Origin of the sequence: Arthrobacter sp. YA7-1 (assembly GCF_025960325.1) — a bacterium.
GTDB classification, from domain to species: Bacteria; Actinomycetota; Actinomycetes; order Actinomycetales; family Micrococcaceae; genus Arthrobacter; species Arthrobacter bambusae_A.
In genome coordinates this window covers 572,309-595,296 of sequence record NZ_CP110114.1, presented here as the reverse complement: position 1 = coordinate 595,296, position 22,988 = coordinate 572,309, and the positions used below count along the sequence as shown (strand labels likewise).

Genomic DNA, 22,988 nt, shown 5'->3' with positions numbered 1-22,988 from the left:
CCGGAAGGGAGCAGCAGCATGAGCACCACAACCAAAGGCCTCGAAAGCACTGAGGAACACGAACTCCGTGAAGTGCGTGAAACCCTGGGTGCCGCCTTGGCAACGGCACAGGAACACTTGGAACAAAACGGAGGATTCCTGCCCTTCGCTGTCACTCTCGATGAGGATGACGAACTTCGGATCGTCTTCGTAACCCCTGGAGAGCCGGACGATGAGGGAAGCGTCGACACAGACTTGATGCTGGCGGACATCCTCGAATTGCTGCGCCAAGGCCGTGACGAATACCGTGCGGTGGCGATTGCGAGCGACGTGATCCTTCCGGAACACGGCTCTGACGGGATCCACGCCGCAGCTGAGCATCGCGGCGGCCGGCTGATGGCAGCCGTTGTCCCCTATGTCCGGACTGCCGAAGGCTTCACTTTCGACAACGCCGAAGGCGACACCAATGAACCCCTCGTATGGGTGGACTAGGCCTTACTCCGTAAGCTTGAGGGCATGAAGATCAATGCCTTCGCGGATGTGAGCCTGCGTGCGCTCCTGGTTCTCTCGTCCGTGCCCGCAGGTGAACTCTTGACGACCCAAAACATCGCCGACGCCGTGGGAACTCCGTACCACCATGTCAGCAAGGCCATTGTTCGGCTGCGGGAGCTGGGCCTCATCGACGTCGAGCGCGGCCGCAACGGTGGATCCAGGCTCAGTGCCGCCGGACAGAAAGCCACCATTGGCCAGATTCTGCGGGAACTGAACACCAGATCCGACCCCGCCGAGTGCCAATCCGCCCATGGCGACTGCCCTCTGATCACCGAATGCGGCCTGCGCCACGCCCTGGCCCGCGCGAGGGAGGCCTTTTACCGGGAGCTGGACGACGTCGTCGTCTCCTCCCTGCCGCGTTTGCGACAAATGGCGCCTGTATTCCAGGCGATCGGGTTGCGATCCGGACTGTAAGGCCGTGTTGGAGCGCCCGCCGACAGTCGGTGGGCTGCCGATTAGCCAAATCCTTCTACAGCGTGTAGAAATTTAGCTATAGATACTTGCATTTCAAATACAAGTATTGGCCGGTCCGCATGCAACCGCGGGCCATTAAGACAGGAGTACCTATGCTCTCGGACAAGTCCTTCCCCGTCATCGAGGCCACTTTGCCGCTCGTCGGCTCCCGGATTGGTGACATCACCCCCAAGTTCTACTCCCGCCTCTTCGCAGCGCACCCCGAGCTGCTCGACGGGCTGTTCAGCCGTTCGAACCAGCGCTCCGGCAGCCAGCAGCAGGCATTGGCCGGAAGCATCGCTGCTTTCGCAAGCCATCTGGTGAGCAACCCCGGCACACTGCCGGAGACAGTCCTGTCACGCATTGCACACCGCCACGCATCCTTGGGGATCACCGAGCCGCAGTACCTAGTGGTCTATGAGCACCTCTTCGCCGCGATCGCGGAGGACCTGGCCGATGTCATCACCCCTGAAATCGCCGAAGCCTGGACAGAGGTCTATTGGCTCATGGCGGACGCGTTGATCAAGCTCGAAAAGGGACTGTACGCGGCGCAGGCCAATGGCGAAATGTGGAGCCCATGGAAGGTGGCGTCCAAGGCTCCCGCCGGCACCGGGTCCATGACCTTCATCCTGCAGCCGGCCGACGACACCCCCATCACCGAAGCACTGCCGGGCCAATACATCAGCGTCAAGGTCACGCTCCCGGACGGCTTGCGCCAGGTCCGTCAGTACTCGCTTTCCGGCGACGCCGGCACCAGCCGCAGCTTCACGACCAAGATCGACGACGGCGGTGAGGTTTCGCCCGTGCTGCACAACGACGTCGAGGTCGACGATGTCCTGGAGATCTCCAATCCCTACGGCGAAATCACGCTCAAAGATGGCAACGGTCCCGTGGTCCTCGCCTCGGCCGGCATCGGCTGCACGCCGACGGCTTCCATCCTGCGTTCGCTCGCCGATTCCGGCTCCGACCGCCGGATCCTGGTGCTCCACGCCGAGAGCAATCTGGACAGTTGGGCGCTTCGCGGCCAGATGACGGACGACGTCGAGCGCTTGGACGCAGCCGAGCTGCAGCTCTGGCTAGAAGAACCGCAGGCCGGGGCCAAAGCGGGCTTCATGTCGCTGCGCGAGGTGGACCTTCCGGCCGACGCCTCACTGTACCTGTGCGGGCCGCTGCCGTTCATGAAGCACATCCGCAACGAAGCGATCAACGCCGGAATCCCCGCCACAAAGATTCACTACGAAGTCTTCGGTCCGGACATCTGGCTCGCCAACTAGCAAGCAGTAGGTGTCGTTTAGAGGCCCCAAAACGACACCTACTGCGAGTCAGTTGGGCGGCCCGGCCATTAGCAGCGGCAGCATCACCTCGTCCACCACGTGCACCAGGAATTCGTCGTCGATCGGCGCGCCCGAGAAGATGAACCGCTGCCGCAACAAGGCGGGGCCGGCCTCGATCCTGGTCTCCGTCGCTACGCTCGGATCGCATTCGCCGCGGGACGCGGCCTGCTCAATGATGGCGCGCATGATCTTTGCCACGTTGCCGCGGGCGTACTCCCGGATCTCAGCCGCCACCGCCGGATTCTGCAGCGCCTCACCCAAGAGCCCGCGCATGGCTTGCCCTACTGCTCCTTCCAGTTGCTGGGCCACGAGCCGCAGGATCGCGAGGGCATCTCCGCGCAGGCTACCGGTATCGGGCGCGGACGCCGGACCAGGCATGGCATCGTAGGCTGCTTCGAGGACCAGGGCCGCGCGCCCGGGCCACCGCCGGTAGAGCGACGCCTTGCTCGCCCTGGCGCGCTCGGCAACGCTGTCCATGGTCAACCCTGCGTAGCCGGATTCGGCGATCTCTTCCCGGACCGCCTTGAAGATTGCGCTATTCAGGGCCGCCCCGCGGCGGCGCGGCAGCTTCCGGTGATCCCGCTGCTGCGGCATCTCAAGGCCTCTCCGCCGAAGCGGCCGGCAGGACCACTCCCCGGGTTCCGTCCACGAATACCCGTTGGCCGTCGGCCAGGATACTCGTGCCAGAGCCGGTTCCCATGACGGCCGGAATGCCGTATTCCCTCGCGACAATCGCCGCATGTGAGCCGAGCCCACCGGCGTCCACCACAACCGCGGCGGCCCTCTGGAACAGCGGCGTCCAGGCCGGGTTGGTATACGGGCAGACGAGGACCTCTCCACTGCGCAACCGTCCGAACTCCGCCGGTCCACGGATCACACGGACCGGACCGGTCGCTTGGCCCCGGCTGGCCGGAGTGCCGGAGACCAGGGCCCCTTCGACCTTGCGGTTCCCGGCGAAGAGCAAAGCCGGATCGAGCAACGGGATGCCTTCGAGCCCGCGCCGCTTCGCCGCGCGCGCCAGCACCAGCGGCCGGAATCGGTCACGGAGCGAAGCCGGCAGCGCGCCGTCGTCGTTGTCCTTGATGGACTCAAGTTCCTCAAACCGCAGGTGATAGATTTCGTCGGGCTCATCGAGCACGCCGGCCAACACCAACCGGCGGCCTAGCTCCCGGTAGGCCCGGCGGATCGGCGGGATGGCTTTGGTCGCGTAGAAGTGGCTGTCCTCGCGGAACGCCATGCCGGCTTGTGCGGACTCGACGGCGGCGAGCACCCGCCGACGCAGCGGTTCGAAGCGGAGGGCCGGATGGCGTTTCAGTGCCGCGAGCGCATCCCCGGACTGGTCAACTGTTTGAGGCCGTTCTCCAGACATGGCCTTGACCAACCCCAGAACCACCTCGGGGGCATCGGACCACGTAGGCGAACTACTGAGGACAACGCTCGTGGTTTCGCGGTGGCCGTACTCGAGCTGGAACGCCTCGAAAGCCTCTCGGAATGCGCGATGACCGGGTTCCTTTTCCACCACGTCCAGGAGCTCACGGGGTGCTGAACCAAGTAACGCGCGGGACAACCCCGGATCGTCCCCCGCCATGGAAGCGAGCCGTTCGAGGGCCCTGTTCGCTTGGCTCGTCCGCGTTTCCGCCCCCGCGATCAATGCAGGCGCAAGCTTCGTCTTGCCCAGGAGCAAGAGCATCAACCGCATTTTCAGCACCGGCACCAGGATGCCCGGCAGATACGAAACCCTCAAATCTGTGATGCTCTGCATCGCCGCGAAGCATTCCCCGGCAAATGCAACAACCACGCGCCACCGCAAGGGGCCAAGGTCCGTGCCGTTCAGTCGTTCGATGTTGCCGAGGAACAGGGAGAAACGCGGATCCCGGGTCCAGGCGGCAGCCTTGAATCGCCTCGCCCGGCGCAACAAGGACAGCGGCGCGGCAATCGTACGGACAGTCGGGCGCGGAACCGGCGGGATGAGCTGGACCACCACCCCGTCTTCCTCCGGCAGCAACTCCTCCACCGCCGGGAAGACCACCCCCACGCTCCCGGCCATCCCGTGCAGCATGGCGAGGATCCCCCTACTCATCCAGCCGGATACGTCCAAGGGATAGGGCCGCTCCTGGAACATCTCGATGAAGAACGGCCCGACGCGCCGTTGGACCGCGTTGAGGACGGGCGGTTGGGGCGGGAGGGCGGTCAAGGGCCTCGACTGCAGGATGTACAGCGTTCCGTCGACCGCCGCCCACTCGATGTCCTGTGGCCGGCCGAAATGTTGCTGGGCTTTCCTTCCCAGCCTGGCAAGTTCCGCCAATTCCTCCGCGGCGAGCCCTGGTTTCGTGCTTTGCGTACCGGAGTTTTCCTGCGTACCGCCACCCTCGGCCACGCTGATCACCACCTCGCGGCCACCGGGCGTGAAACTCAGCGTTTTCCCCGAGCGGTCCAACACGTAGTGCTCCGGCGTCACCCTCCCGGAGACCACGGCCTCCCCCAGCCCGGGGTTCGCGTCCACCACCATCTCGCCGCGCTCGCCCGTGACCGGGTTCGCAGTGAACAGCACGCCCGCCATCGCGGCGGGCACCATTTTTTGCACGACGACGGCGATCGCCACCTCGTGCGGATCGATCCCCTGCCGTCGGCGATAGGCCATGGCCCGGTCCGTCCACAACGATGCCCAGCAATTGGCCACCGCCTGTACTACACCGTCTCCGCCGAGCACGTTGAGATAGGTGTCCTGTTGACCGGCGAACGCGGCTCCCGGAAGATCCTCCGCCGTGGCGCTGGAGCGGACCGCAACTGCCCCGCCGCCCAGCCCCGCATAGGCATCGAGGATCTCCTGCCGCAGCCAGCCGGGCATTTCCGCCCCGGCGAAGAGGGCCCGGAGTGCCGCACTACCGGCACCATCGCCGCCGTCGGGAGCTTCATCCGGCCCGACGGACAGGAAACCGCCCAGCGCGGCACCCACGTTCGTTTCCGCCAGGAAGGACGAGTACGCGTCCGTGGTGAGGATAAATCCCGGCGGCACGGGAAACCCCTGACGCACCAACTCCCCCAGGGCGGCACCTTTTCCGCCGGCAACAGCGATGTCCCCCACGCCAAATTGGGCCAAGGACGCGATGGTCTGCTTCGGCGATTCAGGCGGCCCCGACCCCGTGGAGTCTTTGGTGTGCTGCTGGGCATCGTCCATAACGCGGACCCCCGGAATTAGAGAACTGTTGGTTCTCTAAAAGCTACTCTCGGCCCGATCACGGCACAATGCTCCGCGACGACTGCTCCACCGTGCGGAAACGACGACGGCGATCCCGCACCGAGGTGCGGGATCGCCGTCGTCGTAAGCCAGGTTCCGGCAGGTGGGCTAGGCCAGGCGGGCCTTCAGTCCGTCGAGCTCGGAGATGAGCGCGGCTGGCAGGGAACCGCCGAACTTTGCGTACCATTCCTCGATCGATGCCAGTTCGGTCTCCCACTCGGCCGGGTCGACGCGTACGGCGGCTTCCACCTCGGCGGGGGTCATGTCCAGGCCTTCGAGATCGATGGCCTCGCCGGTCGGCACGAAGCCGATGGGGGTCTCGACGGCGTCGGCCTTGCCTTCAAGCCGCTCGATGGCCCACTTGAGGACGCGGGCGTTGTCACCGAAGCCGGGCCAGGCGAATCCACCTTCGGCAGTGCGGCGGAACCAGTTGACCAGGAAGATCTTGGGCAGCCGCTCAGGGTTGGCCTTGGCGGACAGGTTGACCCAGTGGTTCAGGTAGTCGCCTGCGTCGTAGCCAATGAACGGCAGCATGGCCATGGGGTCGCGGCGCACGACGCCGACGGCACCGGCCGCAGCAGCGGTGGTCTCGGAGGACAGCGTGGAACCCATGAAGATGCCGTTGGACCAGTCACGGGCCTCGGTGACCAGCGGGATGGTGGTCTTCCGGCGGCCGCCGAAGAGGATCGCGGAGAGCTCTACGCCGTCGGGGCTGAAGTACTCCTCGGCGAGCATGTCGATCTGGTCGATCGGGGTGCAGAAGCGGGAGTTCGGGTGCGCAGCAGGCTTGTCGGACTCGGGAGTCCAGGAGTTGCCCTGCCAGTCAGTCAGGTGCGCCGGAGTTTCCTGCGTCATGCCCTCCCACCAGACGCCGCCGTCGTCGGTCAGCGCGACGTTGGTGAAGATGCTGTTGCCCTTGGCAATAGCGCGCATCGCGTTGGGGTTGGTGCCCCAACCGGTGCCGGGAGCGACGCCGAACAGGCCGGCCTCGGGGTTGACGGCGCGGAGTTCGCCGTCCTTGCCGAACCGCATCCAGGTGATGTCGTCGCCGAGGGTCTCGACCTTCCAGCCCTTGATGGTGGGGTCGAGCAGCGCGAGGTTGGTCTTGCCGCAAGCGGAGGGGAATGCCGCGGAGATGTAGTAGGTCTTCTGCTCGGGCGAAGTCAGCTTCAGGATGAGCATGTGCTCGGCCAGCCAGCCTTCGTCGCGGGCCATGACGGATGCGATGCGGAGGGCGTAGCACTTCTTGCCGAGGAGTGCGTTGCCGCCATAGCCGGAGCCGAAGGACCAAATGGAGCGCTCTTCCGGGAAGTGCACGATCCACTTGTCGGGGTTGCAAGGCCATGCGACGTCGGCCTGGCCGGCTTCCAACGGAGCGCCGAGGGAGTGCAACGCGGGGACGAAGAAAGCGTCGGTCTGCGTAATGCGCTCAAGGACGTCTGTGCCGATGCGGGCCATGATGCGCATCGAGGCAACTACGTAGGCGGAGTCGGTGATCTCGACGCCGAACTTCGGATCTTCGGCATCCAGGTGGCCCATGACGAACGGAATGACGTACATGGTGCGGCCGCGCATGGAGCCGGCGAACAGCCCGCGCAGCTTCTGCTTCATCTCGGCCGGAGCCATCCAGTTGTTGGTGAAGCCTGCGTCATGCTCCTTCTCGGAGCAGATGTAGGTCTGTTCTTCCACGCGGGCTACGTCCGCGGGATCAGAGAATGCAGCGAAAGAGTTGGGGAAGAGCTCTTGGTTCAGCCTCTTCAGGGTGCCGGCCGCAACGAGTTCGTCGGTCAGCTTCTTGTTTTCAGCTTCACTGCCGTCGACCCAGTGGATGCGGTCCGGCTGTGTCAGCTCGGCTACTTCCTCCACCCAGGCCAACAGGCGTGCATGCGTAGTAGGTGCCTTCTCAAGCAACGGCAGTCGCGCCAGATCGCCCATCGTGGTTCCCTTCCTCGGGTTCAGTGGTGTGTCCTAAATGCTAGGGGTCGCGGAGTAGACCAATCTGGGTCCAGACATGGGATCTCTTGACCATTTCGACGCAAAACCCCTAAAAATCAAGGATCTGCGTCAAAGATTTGCCAAATTTAGTGACCAACGTCACATAGACCGGTCTAGTTAGGCAGATTACACCGCATCGATTTGGCACCAACAGCGATCTCGCGTAAAGTTTATTGAGGTTCGAGGGGGGAACGAGTTTGAAACTCCCCAGAATCACCAAGATGCGCCCATAGCTCAGCTGGATAGAGCGTCTGTCTACGGAACAGAAGGCCGGGGGTTCGAATCCCTCTGGGCGCACAAATCAAGACCCGCACCGGCTTCGGTGCGGGTCTTTTTTCGTTAAATTCCAGGCCCGAGTTTGGTTGGCGCGCCCTCCAGGTGCCGCGCGCACAACAGGCAAGGGCCGCCGTCGTACTTCATGACAAAGCACGACGGCGGCCCGTGAGCTTGGGTGCCAGGCTTTAGACCGCGACGGCGTCGCTGATGCGGCGGCGGATCCCATCGAAGTGGCGGTTGAGCAGTTCGGCTGCCGCGGCCTTGTCCCCGGTGGCGACGGCGGTGTAGATGCTTCGGTGCATGGCCGCCGTGGCTACAAGATCTTCGTTGTCGGAGCCGATTTCCACGTGTATTTTCCGGTAGACCTTCCAGAAGACGCCCATCAGGTTGATGAGGAGCTCGTTGTTCAGTGGCTCAAACAGCCGGCGGTGGAACTCGGCGTCGGCGGCGACGAAGTTCTCGCCGGAGTTCGCGAGCTCCTCCATCTGCTTGACGGCTTCTTCGATCAAAGCGAGCTGCTCGGTGGTCATCACATCCATCGAGGATCCGATCAGCCCCGACTCGAGGGCCTGGCGCACGTCCACGAGTTGCAGCGCCTCGAACCCCTGGTGGCGCAGCGACAAACGGCCCCGGAATGTCAGGCCGTCGGCGAGCGCCTCGAAGTTGCTCGGGGCGACGAACATGCCAAAACCATGGCGGATCTCGATGACACCGAGGGCCTGCAGAACTTTCAGGGACTCGCGCAGTGTGTTGCGCCCTACGCCCAAAGCCACGGAGAGTTCGTTTTCCGTGGGCAATGGATCGCCCGCCTCGAGCTCGCGCTCGAGGATCAATTCCATAATGTCCGACTGGAGGGCCCTGAGCCGGGCCTGTGCGCTGAACCGCGCCTGCGGAACGACACCGGAAGTGGTCATGGCTCTCCTTGCAAAAGTACTCATCCTTGGCCTGGATCCTGTGAGGACCGGGGACAAGGAATCAGTGCGGTGTTAATGTTGAGGTGAGCCTAGCGCCCACCGTGGATATAGTGCTTCGCAACATACAATATCGGATGTCCCATATCCTTGATAGATGTTCGCCCTTATTTTTGACCGAGCCCCAGGCCGACCCCGCCGGTGAACCGTGGCGCAGGGCCCCGACGGCAGCCCCCGCTGGCAGCGCCGGAGCCGCCCGTCGGGTCGCCAGTGATCCAGATCTCGCTTGACGACTTCGTGTGACCGCCCTTACAGTTTCTTTACGAGCATCGGATGTCCTACATCCGATAACCAGAAAACTTGAATGGTGAGGCATCTTATGAGCAACACGATTAACAAACTGCCGCTGGTCAGCGACGCGAGCCGGCGCAACTTCCTCCAGCTGACCGGGGCGATCGGAGCCGCGGCAGCGTTCACGGCCACCCTGTCCGCGTGTGGCGGTCCTGCCTCCACCACGACGGGCGGAGCGAACAACACTGCGACCGTCAACAAGGACCTCACCATCGAGGCAGGCATCTCCTATGCCCTGTCCACGGGTTTCGACCCGCTGACGTCTTCCGGCGCCACGCCGCAGGCCGCCAACCTGCACATCTTCGAAGGCCTCGTGGAACTCCACCCCGCTACCCGCGAGCCCTATAACGCGCTGGCCGCGAGCGACCCCAAAAAGGTCAACGACACCACGTACCAGGTGACCATCCGCGACGGCGCCAAGTTCCACAACGGCGCCCCCGTCACCACGGACGATGTTGTCTACTCCTTCACCCGCGTGATGGACCCGGCCAACAAGTCCTTGTTCTCCCAGTTCATTCCCTTCATCAAAGACGTCAAGGCCCTCGACGCGAAGACGGTGGAATTCTCGCTGAAATACCCCTTCCCCGGTTTCGGACCGCGAATCTCCGTGGTGAAGGTGGTTCCGAAGGCGTTGGCCTCGACCGATCAGAAGGGATTCGATGCCAAGCCCGTCGGTTCCGGCCCCTACAAACTGATCTCGGCCGTCAAGGACGACAAGATCGTCTTCGAAGCATTCGCCGATTACAACGGCCCCAAGCCGGCACTCGCCAAGGGGATGACCTGGTTGTTGCTCTCGGACGCGGCAGCCCGTGTCACGGCAGCCCAGTCGGGACGCGTCCAGGCGATCGAAGACGTCCCCTACCTGGACATGGACGGGCTCAAGTCCAAGACACGGGTTGAATCCGTGCAGTCCTTCGGCATGCTGTTCCTGATGTTCAACTGTGCCAAGGCCCCGTTCGACAACAAGCTGGTCCGCCAGGCACTCCACTATGGACTGGACAAAGACGCCATCATCAAGAAGGCCTTGTTCGGCAATGCGAAGGCCGCGTCGTCGTACTTCCAGGAGGGCCACCCGGACTACGTCAAGGCAAAGAACGTCTATGGCTACGATCCCCAGAAGGCCGCGGACCTCCTCAAGCAGGCCGGAGTGAGCAACCTCGAATTCGAACTGCTCACCACGGATACCGCCTGGGTCAAGGACGTTGCGCCGCTGATGCTGGAATCCTGGAACAAGATCCCCGGCGTCAAGGTCACCGCGAAGAACCTGCAGTCCGGAGCCTTGTACTCAGACAGGGTCGGCAAAGCCGACTTCTCGGTAGTCGCGGCCCCTGGCGACCCCTCCGTCTTCGGCAACGACGCGGACCTGCTTTTGAGCTGGTTCTACTCCGGCGCCACCTGGATGGCCAAGCGCGCCTACTGGACTACCCCGGAAAGCGCCACCCTCCAGGGCCTGATGGATAAGGGATCACAGGCCGCGGCCGCTGACGCGAAGAAGATCACCGGCCAAATCGTGGACCTCGTCTCCGAGGAACTTCCCTTGTACCCGCTGTTCCACCGCCAGCTCCCCAGTGCCTGGGACGAAAAGAAGCTGTCGGGCTTCAAGCCGCTGCCCACCACGGGACTGTCCTTCATCGGCGTCGGCCGCACAGCCTAGCCACACCCCACCCCAACTGACTCGCATTTGTTGTCGTTTAGACGGCTCAAAACGACACTTACTGCGAGTTAGTTGGGTACCCGCACCAAAGTAACCGGAGAACAAATTGGTCATGATATTGCGTCTGCTTGGACGCAGGCTCGCAGCATTGCCCTTGATGATCCTGGGCATCACACTGCTGGTCTTCCTCGTCCTTCAAGCAGCACCAGGCGACCAGGCCAGCTCGGCCCTCGGCGAAGGCGCCAGCGAGGCAGCCAAACAGCAGTACCGCCAGGACAACGGCCTGAACGATCCCTTGTTCGTCCAATACTTCCGTTTCCTCGGCAGGCTCCTGCATCTCGATCTTGGCGTCACCACCCCGCCGTCCAAGTCGGTGGCGAGCATGATCGCCTCGGCTTTCCCGCTGACCCTCCAGCTGACCTTCCTCGGCGTGATCATCGCCATCGTCCTGTCCTTGGTCTTCGGCATCATCGGCGCCCTTTACCGCGACAAGTGGCAGGACCAGCTGGTGCGGATCTTCTCCATCGCGGCGATCGCCACCCCGTCCTTCTGGCTAGGCATCCTGCTCATCCAGTGGTTCGCGCTCGGCGACAACCCGCTGTTTCCCTCGGGTGGAATCGCGACGCCGGAGTCCGGCTTCGGCGGTTGGCTCAACTCGATGGCGCTCCCGGCCCTCGCCCTCGGCATTCCGGTCTCGGCTTCGCTTATCCGCGTGGTCCGCACGTCCATGGTGGAGGAACTCGACCGCGACTACGTCCGCACGGCCATCGGCAACGGGGTCCCCTACCGCGAAGTGGTTTCCCGGAACGTCCTGCGCAACGCGCTCGTGACTCCGGTGACCGTGCTGGGGCTCAGGATCGGCTACCTCCTGGGCGGCGCCGTCGTGATTGAAATGATCTTCGCCCTTCCCGGCATGGGCCAGCTGATCCTCAACGGGATCACCAACCTGGACGTCAACCTGGTCCAGGGCGTGGTCCTCACCATCTCGGTCACCTTCGTTCTGGTGAACATCGTGGTTGACCTCCTGTACCTGCTCATCAACCCCCGAATCAGGACGGTATAGCCATGCGCAGCAAACTTGCTGAACGGCTCAGCGCCCCGAGCGTCCGCTTCAAGTCCCTCCCGTGGGGATCGCGTTTTGCCTTGTTGTTCCTCGTGGTCATCGCCCTGGCGGCGATCTTCGCACCGGTCATCGCGCCGCACGATCCCCTGGAAACGTTCATTCCGGCGCAAGCGCCGGACGGCGACCACTTCTTCGGTACCGACCGCCTGGGCCGGGACGTCTTCTCCCGGCTCCTTTACGGTTCGCAGTCTTCGCTCATGATCGGCCTCGGCGCAGTGGCCCTCGCGATCGTCGTCGGCGCAGTGCTTGGCTCCCTGGCCGCGACGTCCAGCAAAGCTGTCAACGAGATCATCATGCGCCTCATGGACATCCTCATGGCGTTCCCGGGCATCGCCCTCGCAGCCGTACTCCTGGCCGCATTCGGCAACTCGGTGCCCACGATCATCGTCGCGATCGCCATCATCTACACGCCGCAGCTCGCCCGCGTAGTCCGCGCCAATGTGCTCTCCCAATACGGTGAAGACTACGTCCGCGCCGAACGCGTGATGGGTGCAAGCCGCCCCTACATCCTCCTCAAGCACATTGTCCGCAACACCGCGGCCCCGGTGCTGGTTTTCGCGACGGTCATGGTGGCCGACGCCATCATCCTCGAAGCATCCCTGTCCTTCCTCGGCGCCGGTGTCCAGGATCCCGCGCCGTCGTGGGGCAACGTGATCTCCTACGGCCGCAACCTGGTCCTGTCCGGCGGCTGGTGGGCAACCACCTTCGCCGGCCTCACCATCCTGCTCACCGTGCTTGCGCTGAACATCCTCGCCGAAGGCCTCACCGATGCCATGGTGAACCCGAAGCTGCGCAAGGCTCCCGTTGTGAAGGACGACGACGGTGCTGCCGCTGCCTTTGCGGGCGCGGCAGTGGCCGGTGCCGCCGTCGATACCGAGATCGCGACGTCGGTAGCCCAGTCTTCCGTGGTCGAGCAGCACGAGCTCGACGGCGTCCGCGCCGCCAACGGCGATCCGCTCTCGGAAGAGGACTACGCGGCGTCTGTCCTGAATGATCCGCGACTCGCGGCGGAGAATCCCCACGCCCTGCTGGATAAGGAGCTCGAGCTCCTCGCGTCCATCGAGGCCAAGCGCACGGACCGGCTCCCCCAGGTCCCCGCCGACGCCCGCAACGTGCTGGAGGTCAAGAACCTGTCCATCCGCTTCCCCGGCCGTTTCGGCGAAACAGCGATCGTGGACAACGTCTCCTTCACCGTCCGCGAAGGAGAGACCATGGGCCTGGTGGGCGAATCCGGTTGCGGCAAGTCCATCACCTCCCTCGCGATCATGGGCCTCCTTCCAAAGACCGCCGAGATCACCGGGTCCATCACCTTCGACGGCAAGGAACTCCTGGATTCCGGCTCGAAGCACAGCAACGCCAAGGCCTACCAGGGCCTGCGCGGCGAACAGATCGCCATGGTCTACCAGGATGCGTTGAGCTCGCTCAACCCTTCCATGAAGATCAAGGAGCAGATGACCCAGCTGACCAGGCGCGGCGGCCGCAAGACCCCCGCCGAGTTGCTGGAAATGGTGAAGCTCGATCCCGTCCGGACGCTCGCCAGCTACCCGCATGAGCTCTCCGGCGGCCAGCGCCAACGCGTCCTGATCGCCATGGCGCTCTCCCGCTCGCCGAAGATCGTGGTGGCTGACGAACCCACCACCGCCCTCGACGTCACCGTCCAGAAGCAGGTAGTGGAACTGCTCAACGAACTGCGCGAGCAGCTCGGCTTCGCCATGGTCTTCGTCAGCCACGACCTCGCCCTGGTCGCCTCCCTGGCGCACCGGATCACGGTCATGTACGCCGGCCAGGTGGTGGAATCCGCACAGGCTTCGGAGCTCCTGCAAAACCCGCGGCACGAATACACCCGCGGCCTGTTGGGCGCCGTCCTTTCCATCGAGGCCGACGCCGTCCGCCTCCACCAGATCCCCGGCACCGTCCCGTCGCCGCGCGATTTCGCTCCCGGCGACCGCTTTGCAGCCCGCTCGCTGAGGCCCGACGCCGACCCGAACCAGCAATTGGTCCTCGCCGTTGTCGATCCTGCCGGCGACGGAGCAGACCGCGACCACTACTGGGCAAGCCACCTGAAGGAGGACGCAAAGTGAGCGTTTCAACCGGCAAGCCGGTCATCGAGCTCAAAGACGTCAAGGTCCACCACCGTGCCCGCACGGGCGGTCTCTTCCGGCCGAACATCGTCAAGGCAGTCAACGGCGTGGACTTCAGCATCAGCCGCGGCGAAACGGTCGGCATCGTCGGCGAGTCCGGCTGCGGCAAGTCCACGCTCGCTTCAGTGCTCGTGGGACTCCAGGCCCCGACGTCGGGCCAGGTTCTCTTCCACGGCAAGCCGGCCATCAAACGCAACGCCCGGATGCGCAAGGAATTCGGACGCGCCGTCTCCGTGGTCTTCCAGGACCCGGCCACGGCACTCAATCCGCGCATGACCATCCAGGATATCCTCACCGATCCCCTGCAGGTGCACGGCATCGGCAACGCCGCGTCGCGCTCCGACAAGGTCAAGGAACTGCTGGCCCTCGTCGGCCTGCCGCAATCGGCCGGCGAGGTCACGCCGTCGCAGGTTTCCGGCGGCCAGCGCCAGCGCGTGGCGATTGCCCGCGCCCTCGCCCTCGCTCCTGACATTATCGTGGCGGACGAGCCGACGTCGGCCCTCGACGTTTCCGTCCGCGCCCAAGTCCTCAACCTGCTGTCCGACCTGAAAACCCAGCTGAACCTCGGCATGGTTTTCATCTCGCACGACATCCAGACCGTCCGCTACGTCTCCGACCGCATCTGCGTCATGTACTTCGGACAGATCGTCGAGGAAGGCCCGGCCGCCCAGGTCTTCGACAACCCGAGCAACGACTACACCAAGAAGCTGCTCGGCGCCGCGCCCAGCCTGCTTCACACCTAAGTTTTTCCCATCCAGATCCAAGCAACGGAGATTTCTGTGTCTACTCAGTTCCAGGGCGTCATTCCCCCGGTCATCACCCCCCGCCACGCTGACGGCCGCGTTGACACCGCGTCCCTGAAGAACGTCACCAAGCACCTGCTCGACGGCGGCGTGTCCGGCCTCTTCGTGTTGGGCTCCTCGGGCGAAGTCCCCTACATGACCAACGAAGAGCGCGACCTCGTCGTCTCCACGATCGCCGACGCGAACGCCGGCGCCGTGCCCCTGATCGTGGGTGCCAACGAGCAAACCACCAACCGCGTCATCGAAGAAGCACGCAAAGTCGTGGATCTCGGCGCCGACGCCATCGTGGTCACCTCCATGTACTACGCCATCGGCAACGCCGAGGAGACCGAAACCCACTTCCGCAGCATCCACGCTGCCGTGGACAAGCCGATCTTCGCCTACGACGTCCCTGTCCGCACCCACTTCAAACTGCCCACCGATCTCCTGGTCCGCCTCGGCCGCGACGGCGTCATCGCAGGCGTCAAGGACTCCTCCGGCGACGACGTCTCCTTCCGCCAACTCGTCCTCGCATCCAAGGACATCCCCAACTTCGACATCTTCACGGGCCACGAAATCGTCGTCGACGGCGCCCTCCTCGCCGGCGCCCAAGGCGTAGTCCCCGGCCTCGGCAACGTCGACCCCGCCGGTTACCGCCGCCTGTTCGACGCCACCCAAGGCGGAGACTGGACCGCCGCGGCCACCGAACAAGACCGCCTCGCCGACCTCTTCGACATCGTCTACACCCCCAACGGCCGGGTCTCCGGCGGCGCAGCAGGACTAGGCGCCTTCAAGACGGCCCTCCAAATCATGGGCATCATCGAATCCAACACCATGAGCGCCCCCATGCTCTCCCTGAACGCCGAAGAAACCTCCGCAATCCGGACGATCCTCGAACGCAACGGCCTCGTCTAGGGAGGCGGCGCCGGCTCGTCCCGCTCACCTAAGCGGGTTGCAGTCACCTGTGCTGTTCGCGAGCGTCACCTTTCGTAGGTTGCCGGACGTCACCTTTGTGGGTTGACGTGGTCGGGTCGTGCCGGCGGACCAGTTTTGCCGTCCCTTAGACACCTCCCGACGCACTGCTACAGTCGCTGAGCGACTTCCGCAATGCTCTGGTCGGCGATGCGGGACTACACAAAACCGTCCCTCCGCCACTCGGGCGAATACGGAACCTATCGGGGTGGTCCGGATCCGCACTGTGCCGCCGGAGGCGGCAGTGAGCGGCCCGTCCCGATCGGCGAGGCGACAGCGCAAAGCGCGGGCGCATTGTTTCGTGTAGGCGCGCATCGCCGACCAGAGTTCTGCGGAGGTCGCTTAGCGACCGTAGCGGAACGTCGGGAGGTGTCTAAGCGCCGGCGAAATGATGGGTCCGCGCTGTCCCAGCCAGAGCTAACCTGATCATCAACGAACCGCAGCCTGGGCGCCGCCGCGACGACGGCTAACCTGACCACACAGCAACGGCAGCAACAGCAATCGAACGATCCGGAGGACAAAAACATGATGTACGTGGTCGGGGTTGATCTTGGGGGGACGAAGACGGCTGCCGGGGTTGTGGGGGCCGACGGGGAGGTGTTGTTCTCGGAGCAGACTCCTACGTTGAATCGGGGTGGGGGCAACGTGATTTTGCGGGAGACGGCGGCACTCGTGGAGCGGCTCATGCGGCGGGCGGCGGGTGCGGGAATCGACGTCGGGCGTGTTGGCGTGGGTTCTGCCGGGGTCATCGATGCAGTGAATGGTGAGGTGGTTTCTGCGACTGATGCGATTCTGGGGTGGGCCGGGACAAGGTTGACGGCCGGGCTGGCGCAACTCCTTGGCTTGCCGCGGGGCTCGGTCAGTGCAGTCAATGATGTGCATGCGCATGCTTTGGGTGAGGCATGGCGTGGGGCGGCTGCGGGGTCTTCGAGTTCGTTGATGGTGGCTTTCGGGACAGGTGTGGGCGGCAGCTTCGTGCTGGACGGCTCTCCTGTTTTGGGGCACCACTATGTAGGTGGGCACGTTGGGCATTTTGCGTCGCCGTACGCCTATCACGAGGGCAAAGCCCTCCCGTGCGTGTGCGGCGGCTCGGGCCACGTCGAGGCGATCGCCTCGGGGCCGGCCATCCATGAGTCGTTCATCCGTTTCGGCGGTTCCTCCGAGGTCGCGGACACACGTGCCGTGTTTGCCGTGGCCCGCGACGGCGATAGTGCCGCCGCGGCTGACAGTGCTGCCGCCATCAAAGCCATCGGGGCGGGCGCGGGTGCTGCCGGGCAGGCGATCGGCGGGCTCGTCAACATCCTCGACCCGGAAACGGTAGTGGTTTCCGGCGGTCTGGCGGATGCGGGAGATTTCTGGTGGAAACCCATGGAACGCGCCCTGCGCAAGGAGCTCATGGGCCCGCTTGCTGACATTCCCGTGCTTCCCGCGGCGCTCGGCAATACCGCGGCGATTGTGGGCGCAGCCAAACTCGTCCTGAACTGACCCGCGAACACCTGGAAATCCAATCCCCCTAACAACCTCGCAAGGAGACCCCCATGATCTTGACCCCCGACGGCCTCGAAGCCCTCCGCTCGCAATTGATCGTGTCGTGCCAGGCCTACCCGGGCGAACCCATGCGGGATCCCCGGACCACCGGCCAGGTGGCGGCGTCCGCGGTTATCGGTGGTGCCGCGGCAGTCCGGGTCCAGGGCCTCGCAGACGTCCAGTTCACCCGCGCCGCGGTGGAGGTTCCGGTGATCGGGCTCTGGAAGGACGGGCACGACGGCGTGTTCATCACCCCGACGCTCCGGCACGCCCTCGCCGTCGCGAATGCCGGCGCTCACGTCGTGGCTATCGACGGCACGCGGCGCACGCGTCCCGATGGCTTGAGCCTCAAGCAAACCGTTGACGGAATCCACGCCGCATCGCACGCCCTGGTCATGGCCGACTGCGGTTCCTTCGCTGATGCTGTGGCCGCCGTCGAAGCCGGTGCTGACCTGATCGGCACCACGCTGGCCGGGTACACCGGGGAACGTGCCAAGACAGACGGCCCCGACCTTGAGCTTCTCGCGGAAATCGCCGGCGCCGGACTAGGCAAGCCGCTCATCGCCGAGGGCCGCATCCACACCCCCGCACAAGCCCGCCAGGCGCTCGACGCCGGGGCGTTCGCCGCCGTCGTCGGTACCGCCATCACGCATCCGGCGAGCATCACCAGCTGGTTCAGAGGCGCAATGGACGCCTGACCCTGCAGAATCCGTGGCCGGGTCCCTCATCCCGGCCTGTGTCCGGGCGTAGGCTTCTCCCATGGCTGAGGAGAATATCCGGGAATTCGATGTCATCGTGATCGGCGCCGGGGCTGTGGGTGAGAACGTTGCAGACCGAGTAGTCCGGGGAGGCCTCACTTGCGCAATTGTGGAGGCCGAGCTCGTCGGAGGGGAATGCTCCTACTGGGCGTGCATACCCTCCAAAGCGCTCCTTCGGCCGGGAACCGCACTGCACACGGCACAATCAGTGCCCGGGGCGTCGGACTCCGTCACCAAGGTCCTGGACCCCGCACCGGTCCTGAAGTACCGCGACTACTTCACCAACAAATGGCAGGACGACGGAGCGGTCCAATGGCTCGTAGATACGGGGATCGAGCTCATCCGGGGCCGGGCGCGCATCACGGGCCCGCGCGAAGTCCAAGTAGACGGCAAGGACGGCACCAGCTACTCGCTCAAAGCCCATCACGCCGTGGTGGTGGCCACCGGATCCACACCGCTCATCCCGAAAATCGACGGCTTGCGCAACGTCCCCTACTGGACAACCCGCGGCGCCACCTCGGTGCGGCACATCCCTCAACGATTCATCGTGTTGGGCGGCGGGGTGGCCAGCGTCGAGCTTGCCCAGGCTTTCGCCCGCCTAGGCTCGTCGGTTTCGATCGTTGCCCGAGGCCGACTGTTGAGCGCATTTCCCGAGGAAGCCGCCAACTTGGTCGCGGCGGGGCTGCGGGCCGACGGCGTCGATCTGCACCTTGGGGCAGACACGGCGCGGGTCGAACACCACCCGGACACTGCCTTCAGCGTCACGCTGGGCGACGGGACGGTCTTGAAGAGTGACGAGTTGCTGGTGGCCACAGGTCGTCGGCCTTCCCTTGACAATCTGGGACTCGAAAACGTGGGTCTCGACGCCGAAGAGGGCAAGCCTTTGCGCCTCACCACAGACTCGAGCGGCTTGGTTGAGGGCGCAGCGAGCGACGGGACCAGCGGGCTGTGGCTTTACGCAGCCGGCGATGCCGCGGGATCTGTCTTCCTCACCCATCAGGGCAAGTACGAGGCCAGGGCAACGGGCGACGCTATTGTGGCCCGCGCCCAAGGAACCCTCCACGGCACCCCGAAACCGTGGAGTTCCCTGGCGAAGACGGCCGACGAATACGCGATCCCGAGCGTGGTCTTCACGGATCCGGAAGTGGCATCCGTGGGCCCGAGCCTCAAGCAGGCGCTGCAGAAGGGCATCAACGCAAGCTCGGTGGAACTCCCCATCAACGTGTCCGGCTCCCAGCTGCATTCGGAAAATTACGAAGGCTGGGCGCAACTGGTGGTGGACGAGGACCGGAAGGTGGTGGTGGGCGCGACGTTCGCCGGGCCTGGAGTAGCCGAGCTTTTGCACGGCGCAACCATCGCGATTGTGGGCGAAGTCCCACTGGACCGCCTATGGCACGCGGTGCCGTCGTTCCCGACCATCAGCGAGGTGTGGCTGCGCCTGTTGGAGAAGTACGGCCTGTGATGGAGTCTATTTGAACTGACTGGTCAGTTCAGTTACGATTGGAGCAGATAACAGGTTCTGCGAAAGGTCCAATTGTGCTGTCTGCACAGCAACTCCAGATCGACGGCCGCCGGGACGATCTCCTGCCTCCCACGTCCCTCGAAGCCAGGCGGGGGGAACTTCTCCTGGTCAGCGGGGACGGTCAGGACCAGCGCACGGCATTGGCGCTTGCGCTGAGCGGCCGGATGAAGCCCAACAAAGGCCTCCTGAGCTGGGACAACTCCACGAAGACCAAAAAGGTCCGGGCCGCGAGCGCCATCATTGACGCTCCCGGCGTCAACGAGCCCGAGCAGCATTTGAGCGTCCGCGACCTCGTCACCGAAGACCTCTCCCTCATCCCCCGCCGCTACCGCGGCGCGCTCCTCAGCAAGCCGTGGCTCAAGGTCAACCGTTTCGAGGACATCGCCGGACTGTGGATTGAGCAGCTCCCCGCGGACCGACGCCTTGAGCTGCTGACCGCCCTTGCCCTCGCGGACCCGGCCCTTGACCTCCTGGTGCTTGACTCCCCGGACCGCCACAGCGCTAACACCGCGGATTGGCTCCCCCGCCTTGAGCAGTTGGCGTACGACGCCGGGCGGCCGCTCGCCGTCGTCGCGGTTGTTTCCGCCCTCCCGGACACCTGGGACGGCCCGGCCGCGGTGATCGGCAACTCGGTCACGCACACGGCACCGGCCGAAACCGCGGAACCCGCAGACGCCGCGCAAGAAGATCCCGAAGAAGTACCCGAAACCCTGCAAAGGACCGCAAAGTGACTGTTCTGCGGCTGGCCCGCTCCGAACTCAAACGCATGACCGGCGGGCTCCTGCCTAAGCTGACCATCCTCGCCCTGACCATGGTGCCCCTGCTTTACGGAGCCGTGTACCTCTACGCGAACTGGGACCCGTACGGCAACCTCAACCAGATCGACGCCGCGCTGGTCGTCGAGGACGCGGGAGCCCAGCCGGCCAGCGGCCCCGAGCTGCAGGCAGGCCAGAAGGTTGCCGACAGCCTCGTGCAGAGCCACGTTTTCAACTGGCAACGGGTGACCACGGCGGCCGAAGCCGACGCCGGCGTTGAATCCGGCAAGTACGCCTTCGCCCTGAAGATTCCCAAGGACTTCTCGGCCAACCTGGTCTCGCCCGACAGTTTCAATGCGGCCAACCAGGCGATGCTCAACGTCACCACCAACGACGCGAACAACTACCTCCTCAGCACCATCGTGGACAAGCTCACCACCGCGGTGCACTCGACGGTGGCCAAGGAAGTGGGCGAGGAGACCGCAAACCAGCTCCTCACGGGCTTCGGGACCATTCACGCCTCCATCGTCAAAGCCTCCGACGGAGCCTCCCAGCTCGCCGACGGCGTCGGCAAGCTGAGCGACGGCGCGGCCACCCTCCACGATGGAACCGGCAAGCTCAGCAGCGGCGCGTCCGAACTCCTGGCAGGCCAAACCAAGTTGCGCGACGGCGCCAACCAGCTGAACGACGGCGCCGGGCAGCTCAGCGCGGGGCTCACGGAACTGAAGAACAAGACCGCGTCCCTTCCGGCCGACTCGCAGAAGCTCGCCGACGGCGCCGCCCAAGTAGCCGCGGGAAACGCGCAGCTGAACGCGAAGGTCCAGGATGTCGTCGGGCAGCTTTCAGCGTTCGACGCCGGCGCGCGGGACCGCGTGGTGGCGTCCAACGCGCGGCTCGTGTCCGCCGGGGTCATCACGCAGGACCAGGCGAATAGGATCCTGGCCGACTTCGACACCGCGGCAGCGTCCGGCCCGGTCACCGATGCCAAAGCCAAGATCTCGGCGGACGCCGCGCAGATCCAGCAGCTTTCCAACGGATCTGCCGCGGTCAGTGCGGGCGCTGCCAAGCTTGCGGGCGCCACGCCGGCGCTGACGGGCGCCATCGGCCAGGCCTCGGCAGGCGCGGACCAGCTCAGCTCCGGCGCCGGGACGCTCGCGGCGGGCGAACAGTCCGCCGTCAACGGCACGGCAGCCCTGGCGGACGGTGCGGCAAAGCTCGACGACGGCGCGGCGCAGCTTGCGAGCGGTGCCGCGACGGCTGCGGACGGATCCCGCACCTTGGCGAGCGAGTTGGCGAAGGGCGCAGGCAAGGTCCCGAACCCGAACGACGCCCAAAAGAGCGAGGTGTCCAAGGTGATCGCCGATCCGGTTGCGGTCAACAACGTTTCGCAGGCCAAGGCAGGGTCCTACGGTGCGGGCCTGGCCCCGTTCTTCCTGACGCTGTCCCTTTGGATCGGTGTGTTCATGCTGGTCCAGGCGATGCGTCCCATCACGCAGCGGGCCCTGGCGTCGAACGCTCCGTCATGGAAAATCGCCGTCGGCGGCTGGCTGCCGTTCTTCGTGGTGTCCGTGGTGCAAGCAAGCATCCTCACCCTCGTGGTGGACCTGGGGCTGGGCCTCAACGCGGCGCACCCCGTGTGGATGTGGTTATTCATGCTGGCTGCGGTCATGGCGTTCACTGCCCTCATCCAGGGCATCGTGGCGCTCCTGGGAACTCCGGGCAAGTTCGTGGTGCTGATCCTGCTGGTCCTCCAGTTGGTGTCGTCCGGCGGAACGTTCCCCTGGCAAACAACACCCACGCCGCTGCACGTGGTGCACGAGATCATGCCGATGGGCTACGTGGTGACCGGCATGCGGCACTTGATCTACGGCGGCGATTTGTCCATGATCTGGCCGATTGTCCTGGGCCTGCTTGGCTACACTGTGCTGGGAGCCGCGCTTTCCACGCTGGCCGTCCGTAAGCACAAGTTCTGGACCCTCAAGACCCTGAAACCGGAGATCGCGGTATGAGCATGCACGAGCCGGACGTCACCGGGCTCCCGGAGAAGAAGCTCCGCCCGGCGCGCACGAACGCGACCAAGCAGCGCCTTTTCGATGCTTCCATGGAGCTGATCGGCGAGCGCGGCGCGGCGGGCGTCACGGTAGACGAGATCGCGGCCGCAGCCGGGGTGTCGAAGGGAACGGTCTATTACAACTTCGGCAGCAAGTCCGACCTGATCGCCCAGTTGCTGCGCCACGGCGTCGACATCATGCTCGGGCGGCTCCAGACCATCGAGGGCTTGCACTCCGATCCGCTCGAGGCCATGGAAGCCATGCTCGGCCAGGCCATGGACTTCATGGACGACTATCCGTCCTTCGCGCGGCTCTGGATCAGCGAGAACTGGCGGACTCCCAGCGAGTGGGGCAAGCTCTTCGTCGAACTCCGCAGCGAGTTGTTGGCCGTGATCGGCGCGGCGATCGAAAAGGTCGCCACCACGTACCCCGTGGATACGGGAATTGCCCGGGGCAGCCTCGAGGCCGCCATGTTCGGGGCGATCTTCGTGGTGGGCCTTGACCGGCAGACGTACAACCCCGAGCGCACCCGGGAGCAGAGCATAGCGGCCATCATGACCATCATGCGCGGCTACGTGCTGCGGTAACGGTATGGCAACTGCCGCGCCCAGAGG

The 22,988-nt window shown here is 64.8% G+C and carries 18 protein-coding genes and 1 tRNA gene; 15 read left to right on the top strand and 4 right to left on the bottom strand.

All coding sequences use genetic code 11. The annotated features are described in order from the left end of the window. The first annotated feature begins 18 nt into the window (after nucleotides 1-18). From OIT41_RS02890 to OIT41_RS02880, 3 genes are all read left to right on the top strand, one after another. Complete coding sequence (locus OIT41_RS02890; RefSeq protein ID WP_241710641.1) at nucleotides 19-471, top strand: hypothetical protein; 453 nt, start codon at nucleotides 19-21, stop codon at nucleotides 469-471. A 24-nt stretch (nucleotides 472-495) separates the two neighbouring features. Continuing rightward, nucleotides 496-945 carry an RrF2 family transcriptional regulator gene (locus tag OIT41_RS02885; RefSeq protein ID WP_241710640.1) on the top strand — a complete coding sequence of 150 codons (450 nt, stop codon included), beginning with the start codon at nucleotides 496-498 and terminating at the stop codon, nucleotides 943-945. A 152-nt stretch (nucleotides 946-1,097) separates the two neighbouring features. Then, nucleotides 1,098-2,258, top strand: a complete 1,161-nt coding sequence (locus OIT41_RS02880; protein ID WP_264637399.1) for a globin domain-containing protein — start codon at nucleotides 1,098-1,100, stop codon at nucleotides 2,256-2,258. A 48-nt stretch (nucleotides 2,259-2,306) separates the two neighbouring features. Here the strand turns inward: OIT41_RS02880 and OIT41_RS02875 are convergent, their stop codons facing one another. The 3 genes from OIT41_RS02875 to OIT41_RS02865 form a co-directional block, all read right to left on the bottom strand. Then, nucleotides 2,307-2,912, bottom strand: coding sequence for a TetR/AcrR family transcriptional regulator (locus OIT41_RS02875; protein WP_241709702.1), 606 nt, complete (start codon nucleotides 2,910-2,912; stop codon nucleotides 2,307-2,309). 1 nt (nucleotide 2,913) lies between these two features. Then, complete coding sequence (locus OIT41_RS02870) at nucleotides 2,914-5,496, bottom strand: PEP/pyruvate-binding domain-containing protein (RefSeq protein WP_264637398.1); 2,583 nt, start codon at nucleotides 5,494-5,496, stop codon at nucleotides 2,914-2,916. Between the two features lie 168 nt (nucleotides 5,497-5,664). Further along, nucleotides 5,665-7,491: a phosphoenolpyruvate carboxykinase (GTP) gene (locus OIT41_RS02865; RefSeq protein WP_264637397.1), complete on the bottom strand. Its 1,827-nt coding sequence runs from the start codon at nucleotides 7,489-7,491 to the stop codon at nucleotides 5,665-5,667. A gap of 283 nt (nucleotides 7,492-7,774) precedes the next feature. Here OIT41_RS02865 and OIT41_RS02860 point away from each other — a divergent pair. Next, nucleotides 7,775-7,848 (top strand) — tRNA-Arg (locus tag OIT41_RS02860). Between the two features lie 164 nt (nucleotides 7,849-8,012). Here the strand turns inward: OIT41_RS02860 and OIT41_RS02855 are convergent. Beyond that, a complete protein-coding gene (locus OIT41_RS02855) occupies nucleotides 8,013-8,741 on the bottom strand; it encodes a FadR/GntR family transcriptional regulator (RefSeq protein ID WP_264637396.1) in 729 nt (242 codons plus the stop codon). 361 nt (nucleotides 8,742-9,102) lie between these two features. Between OIT41_RS02855 and OIT41_RS02850 the strand changes: the two genes are divergently transcribed. The 11 genes from OIT41_RS02850 (at nucleotide 9,103) to OIT41_RS02800 (ending at nucleotide 22,961) form a co-directional block, all read left to right on the top strand. Further along, nucleotides 9,103-10,743 (top strand): ABC transporter substrate-binding protein, encoded by a 1,641-nt coding sequence (locus OIT41_RS02850; protein WP_264637395.1) that lies wholly within the window; start codon nucleotides 9,103-9,105, stop codon nucleotides 10,741-10,743. Nucleotides 10,744-10,900: 157 nt separating this feature from the next. Beyond that, on the top strand, nucleotides 10,901-11,806 hold the full coding sequence (locus OIT41_RS02845) for an ABC transporter permease (RefSeq protein ID WP_264637922.1): 906 nt from the start codon (nucleotides 10,901-10,903) through the stop codon (nucleotides 11,804-11,806). Nucleotides 11,807-11,808: 2 nt separating this feature from the next. Continuing rightward, nucleotides 11,809-13,947, top strand: coding sequence for a dipeptide/oligopeptide/nickel ABC transporter permease/ATP-binding protein (locus OIT41_RS02840; RefSeq protein ID WP_264637394.1), 2,139 nt, complete (start codon nucleotides 11,809-11,811; stop codon nucleotides 13,945-13,947). Continuing rightward, on the top strand, nucleotides 13,944-14,750 hold the full coding sequence (locus OIT41_RS02835) for an ATP-binding cassette domain-containing protein (RefSeq protein WP_264637393.1): 807 nt from the start codon (nucleotides 13,944-13,946) through the stop codon (nucleotides 14,748-14,750). The genes OIT41_RS02840 and OIT41_RS02835 overlap by 4 nt, the downstream gene beginning before the upstream one ends. A gap of 36 nt (nucleotides 14,751-14,786) precedes the next feature. Then, complete coding sequence (locus tag OIT41_RS02830) at nucleotides 14,787-15,704, top strand: dihydrodipicolinate synthase family protein (protein ID WP_264637392.1); 918 nt, start codon at nucleotides 14,787-14,789, stop codon at nucleotides 15,702-15,704. Between the two features lie 582 nt (nucleotides 15,705-16,286). Next, complete coding sequence (locus OIT41_RS02825; RefSeq protein ID WP_264637391.1) at nucleotides 16,287-17,246, top strand: ROK family protein; 960 nt, start codon at nucleotides 16,287-16,289, stop codon at nucleotides 17,244-17,246. Between the two features lie 53 nt (nucleotides 17,247-17,299). Continuing rightward, nucleotides 17,300-17,986, top strand: coding sequence for an N-acetylmannosamine-6-phosphate 2-epimerase (locus OIT41_RS02820; protein ID WP_264637390.1), 687 nt, complete (start codon nucleotides 17,300-17,302; stop codon nucleotides 17,984-17,986). A gap of 61 nt (nucleotides 17,987-18,047) precedes the next feature. Next, nucleotides 18,048-19,508: a dihydrolipoyl dehydrogenase family protein gene (locus OIT41_RS02815; protein ID WP_264637389.1), complete on the top strand. Its 1,461-nt coding sequence runs from the start codon at nucleotides 18,048-18,050 to the stop codon at nucleotides 19,506-19,508. Between the two features lie 74 nt (nucleotides 19,509-19,582). Next, entirely contained in the window at nucleotides 19,583-20,299 is a 717-nt protein-coding gene (locus OIT41_RS02810; RefSeq protein ID WP_264637388.1) for an ABC transporter ATP-binding protein, read from the top strand. After that, nucleotides 20,296-22,332, top strand: a complete 2,037-nt coding sequence (locus OIT41_RS02805; protein WP_264637387.1) for a YhgE/Pip domain-containing protein — start codon at nucleotides 20,296-20,298, stop codon at nucleotides 22,330-22,332. Before OIT41_RS02810 ends, OIT41_RS02805 begins: the two co-directional genes overlap by 4 nt. Continuing rightward, a complete protein-coding gene (locus OIT41_RS02800; protein ID WP_264637386.1) occupies nucleotides 22,329-22,961 on the top strand; it encodes a TetR/AcrR family transcriptional regulator in 633 nt (210 codons plus the stop codon). Before OIT41_RS02805 ends, OIT41_RS02800 begins: the two co-directional genes overlap by 4 nt. Nucleotides 22,962-22,988 lie beyond the last annotated feature (27 nt).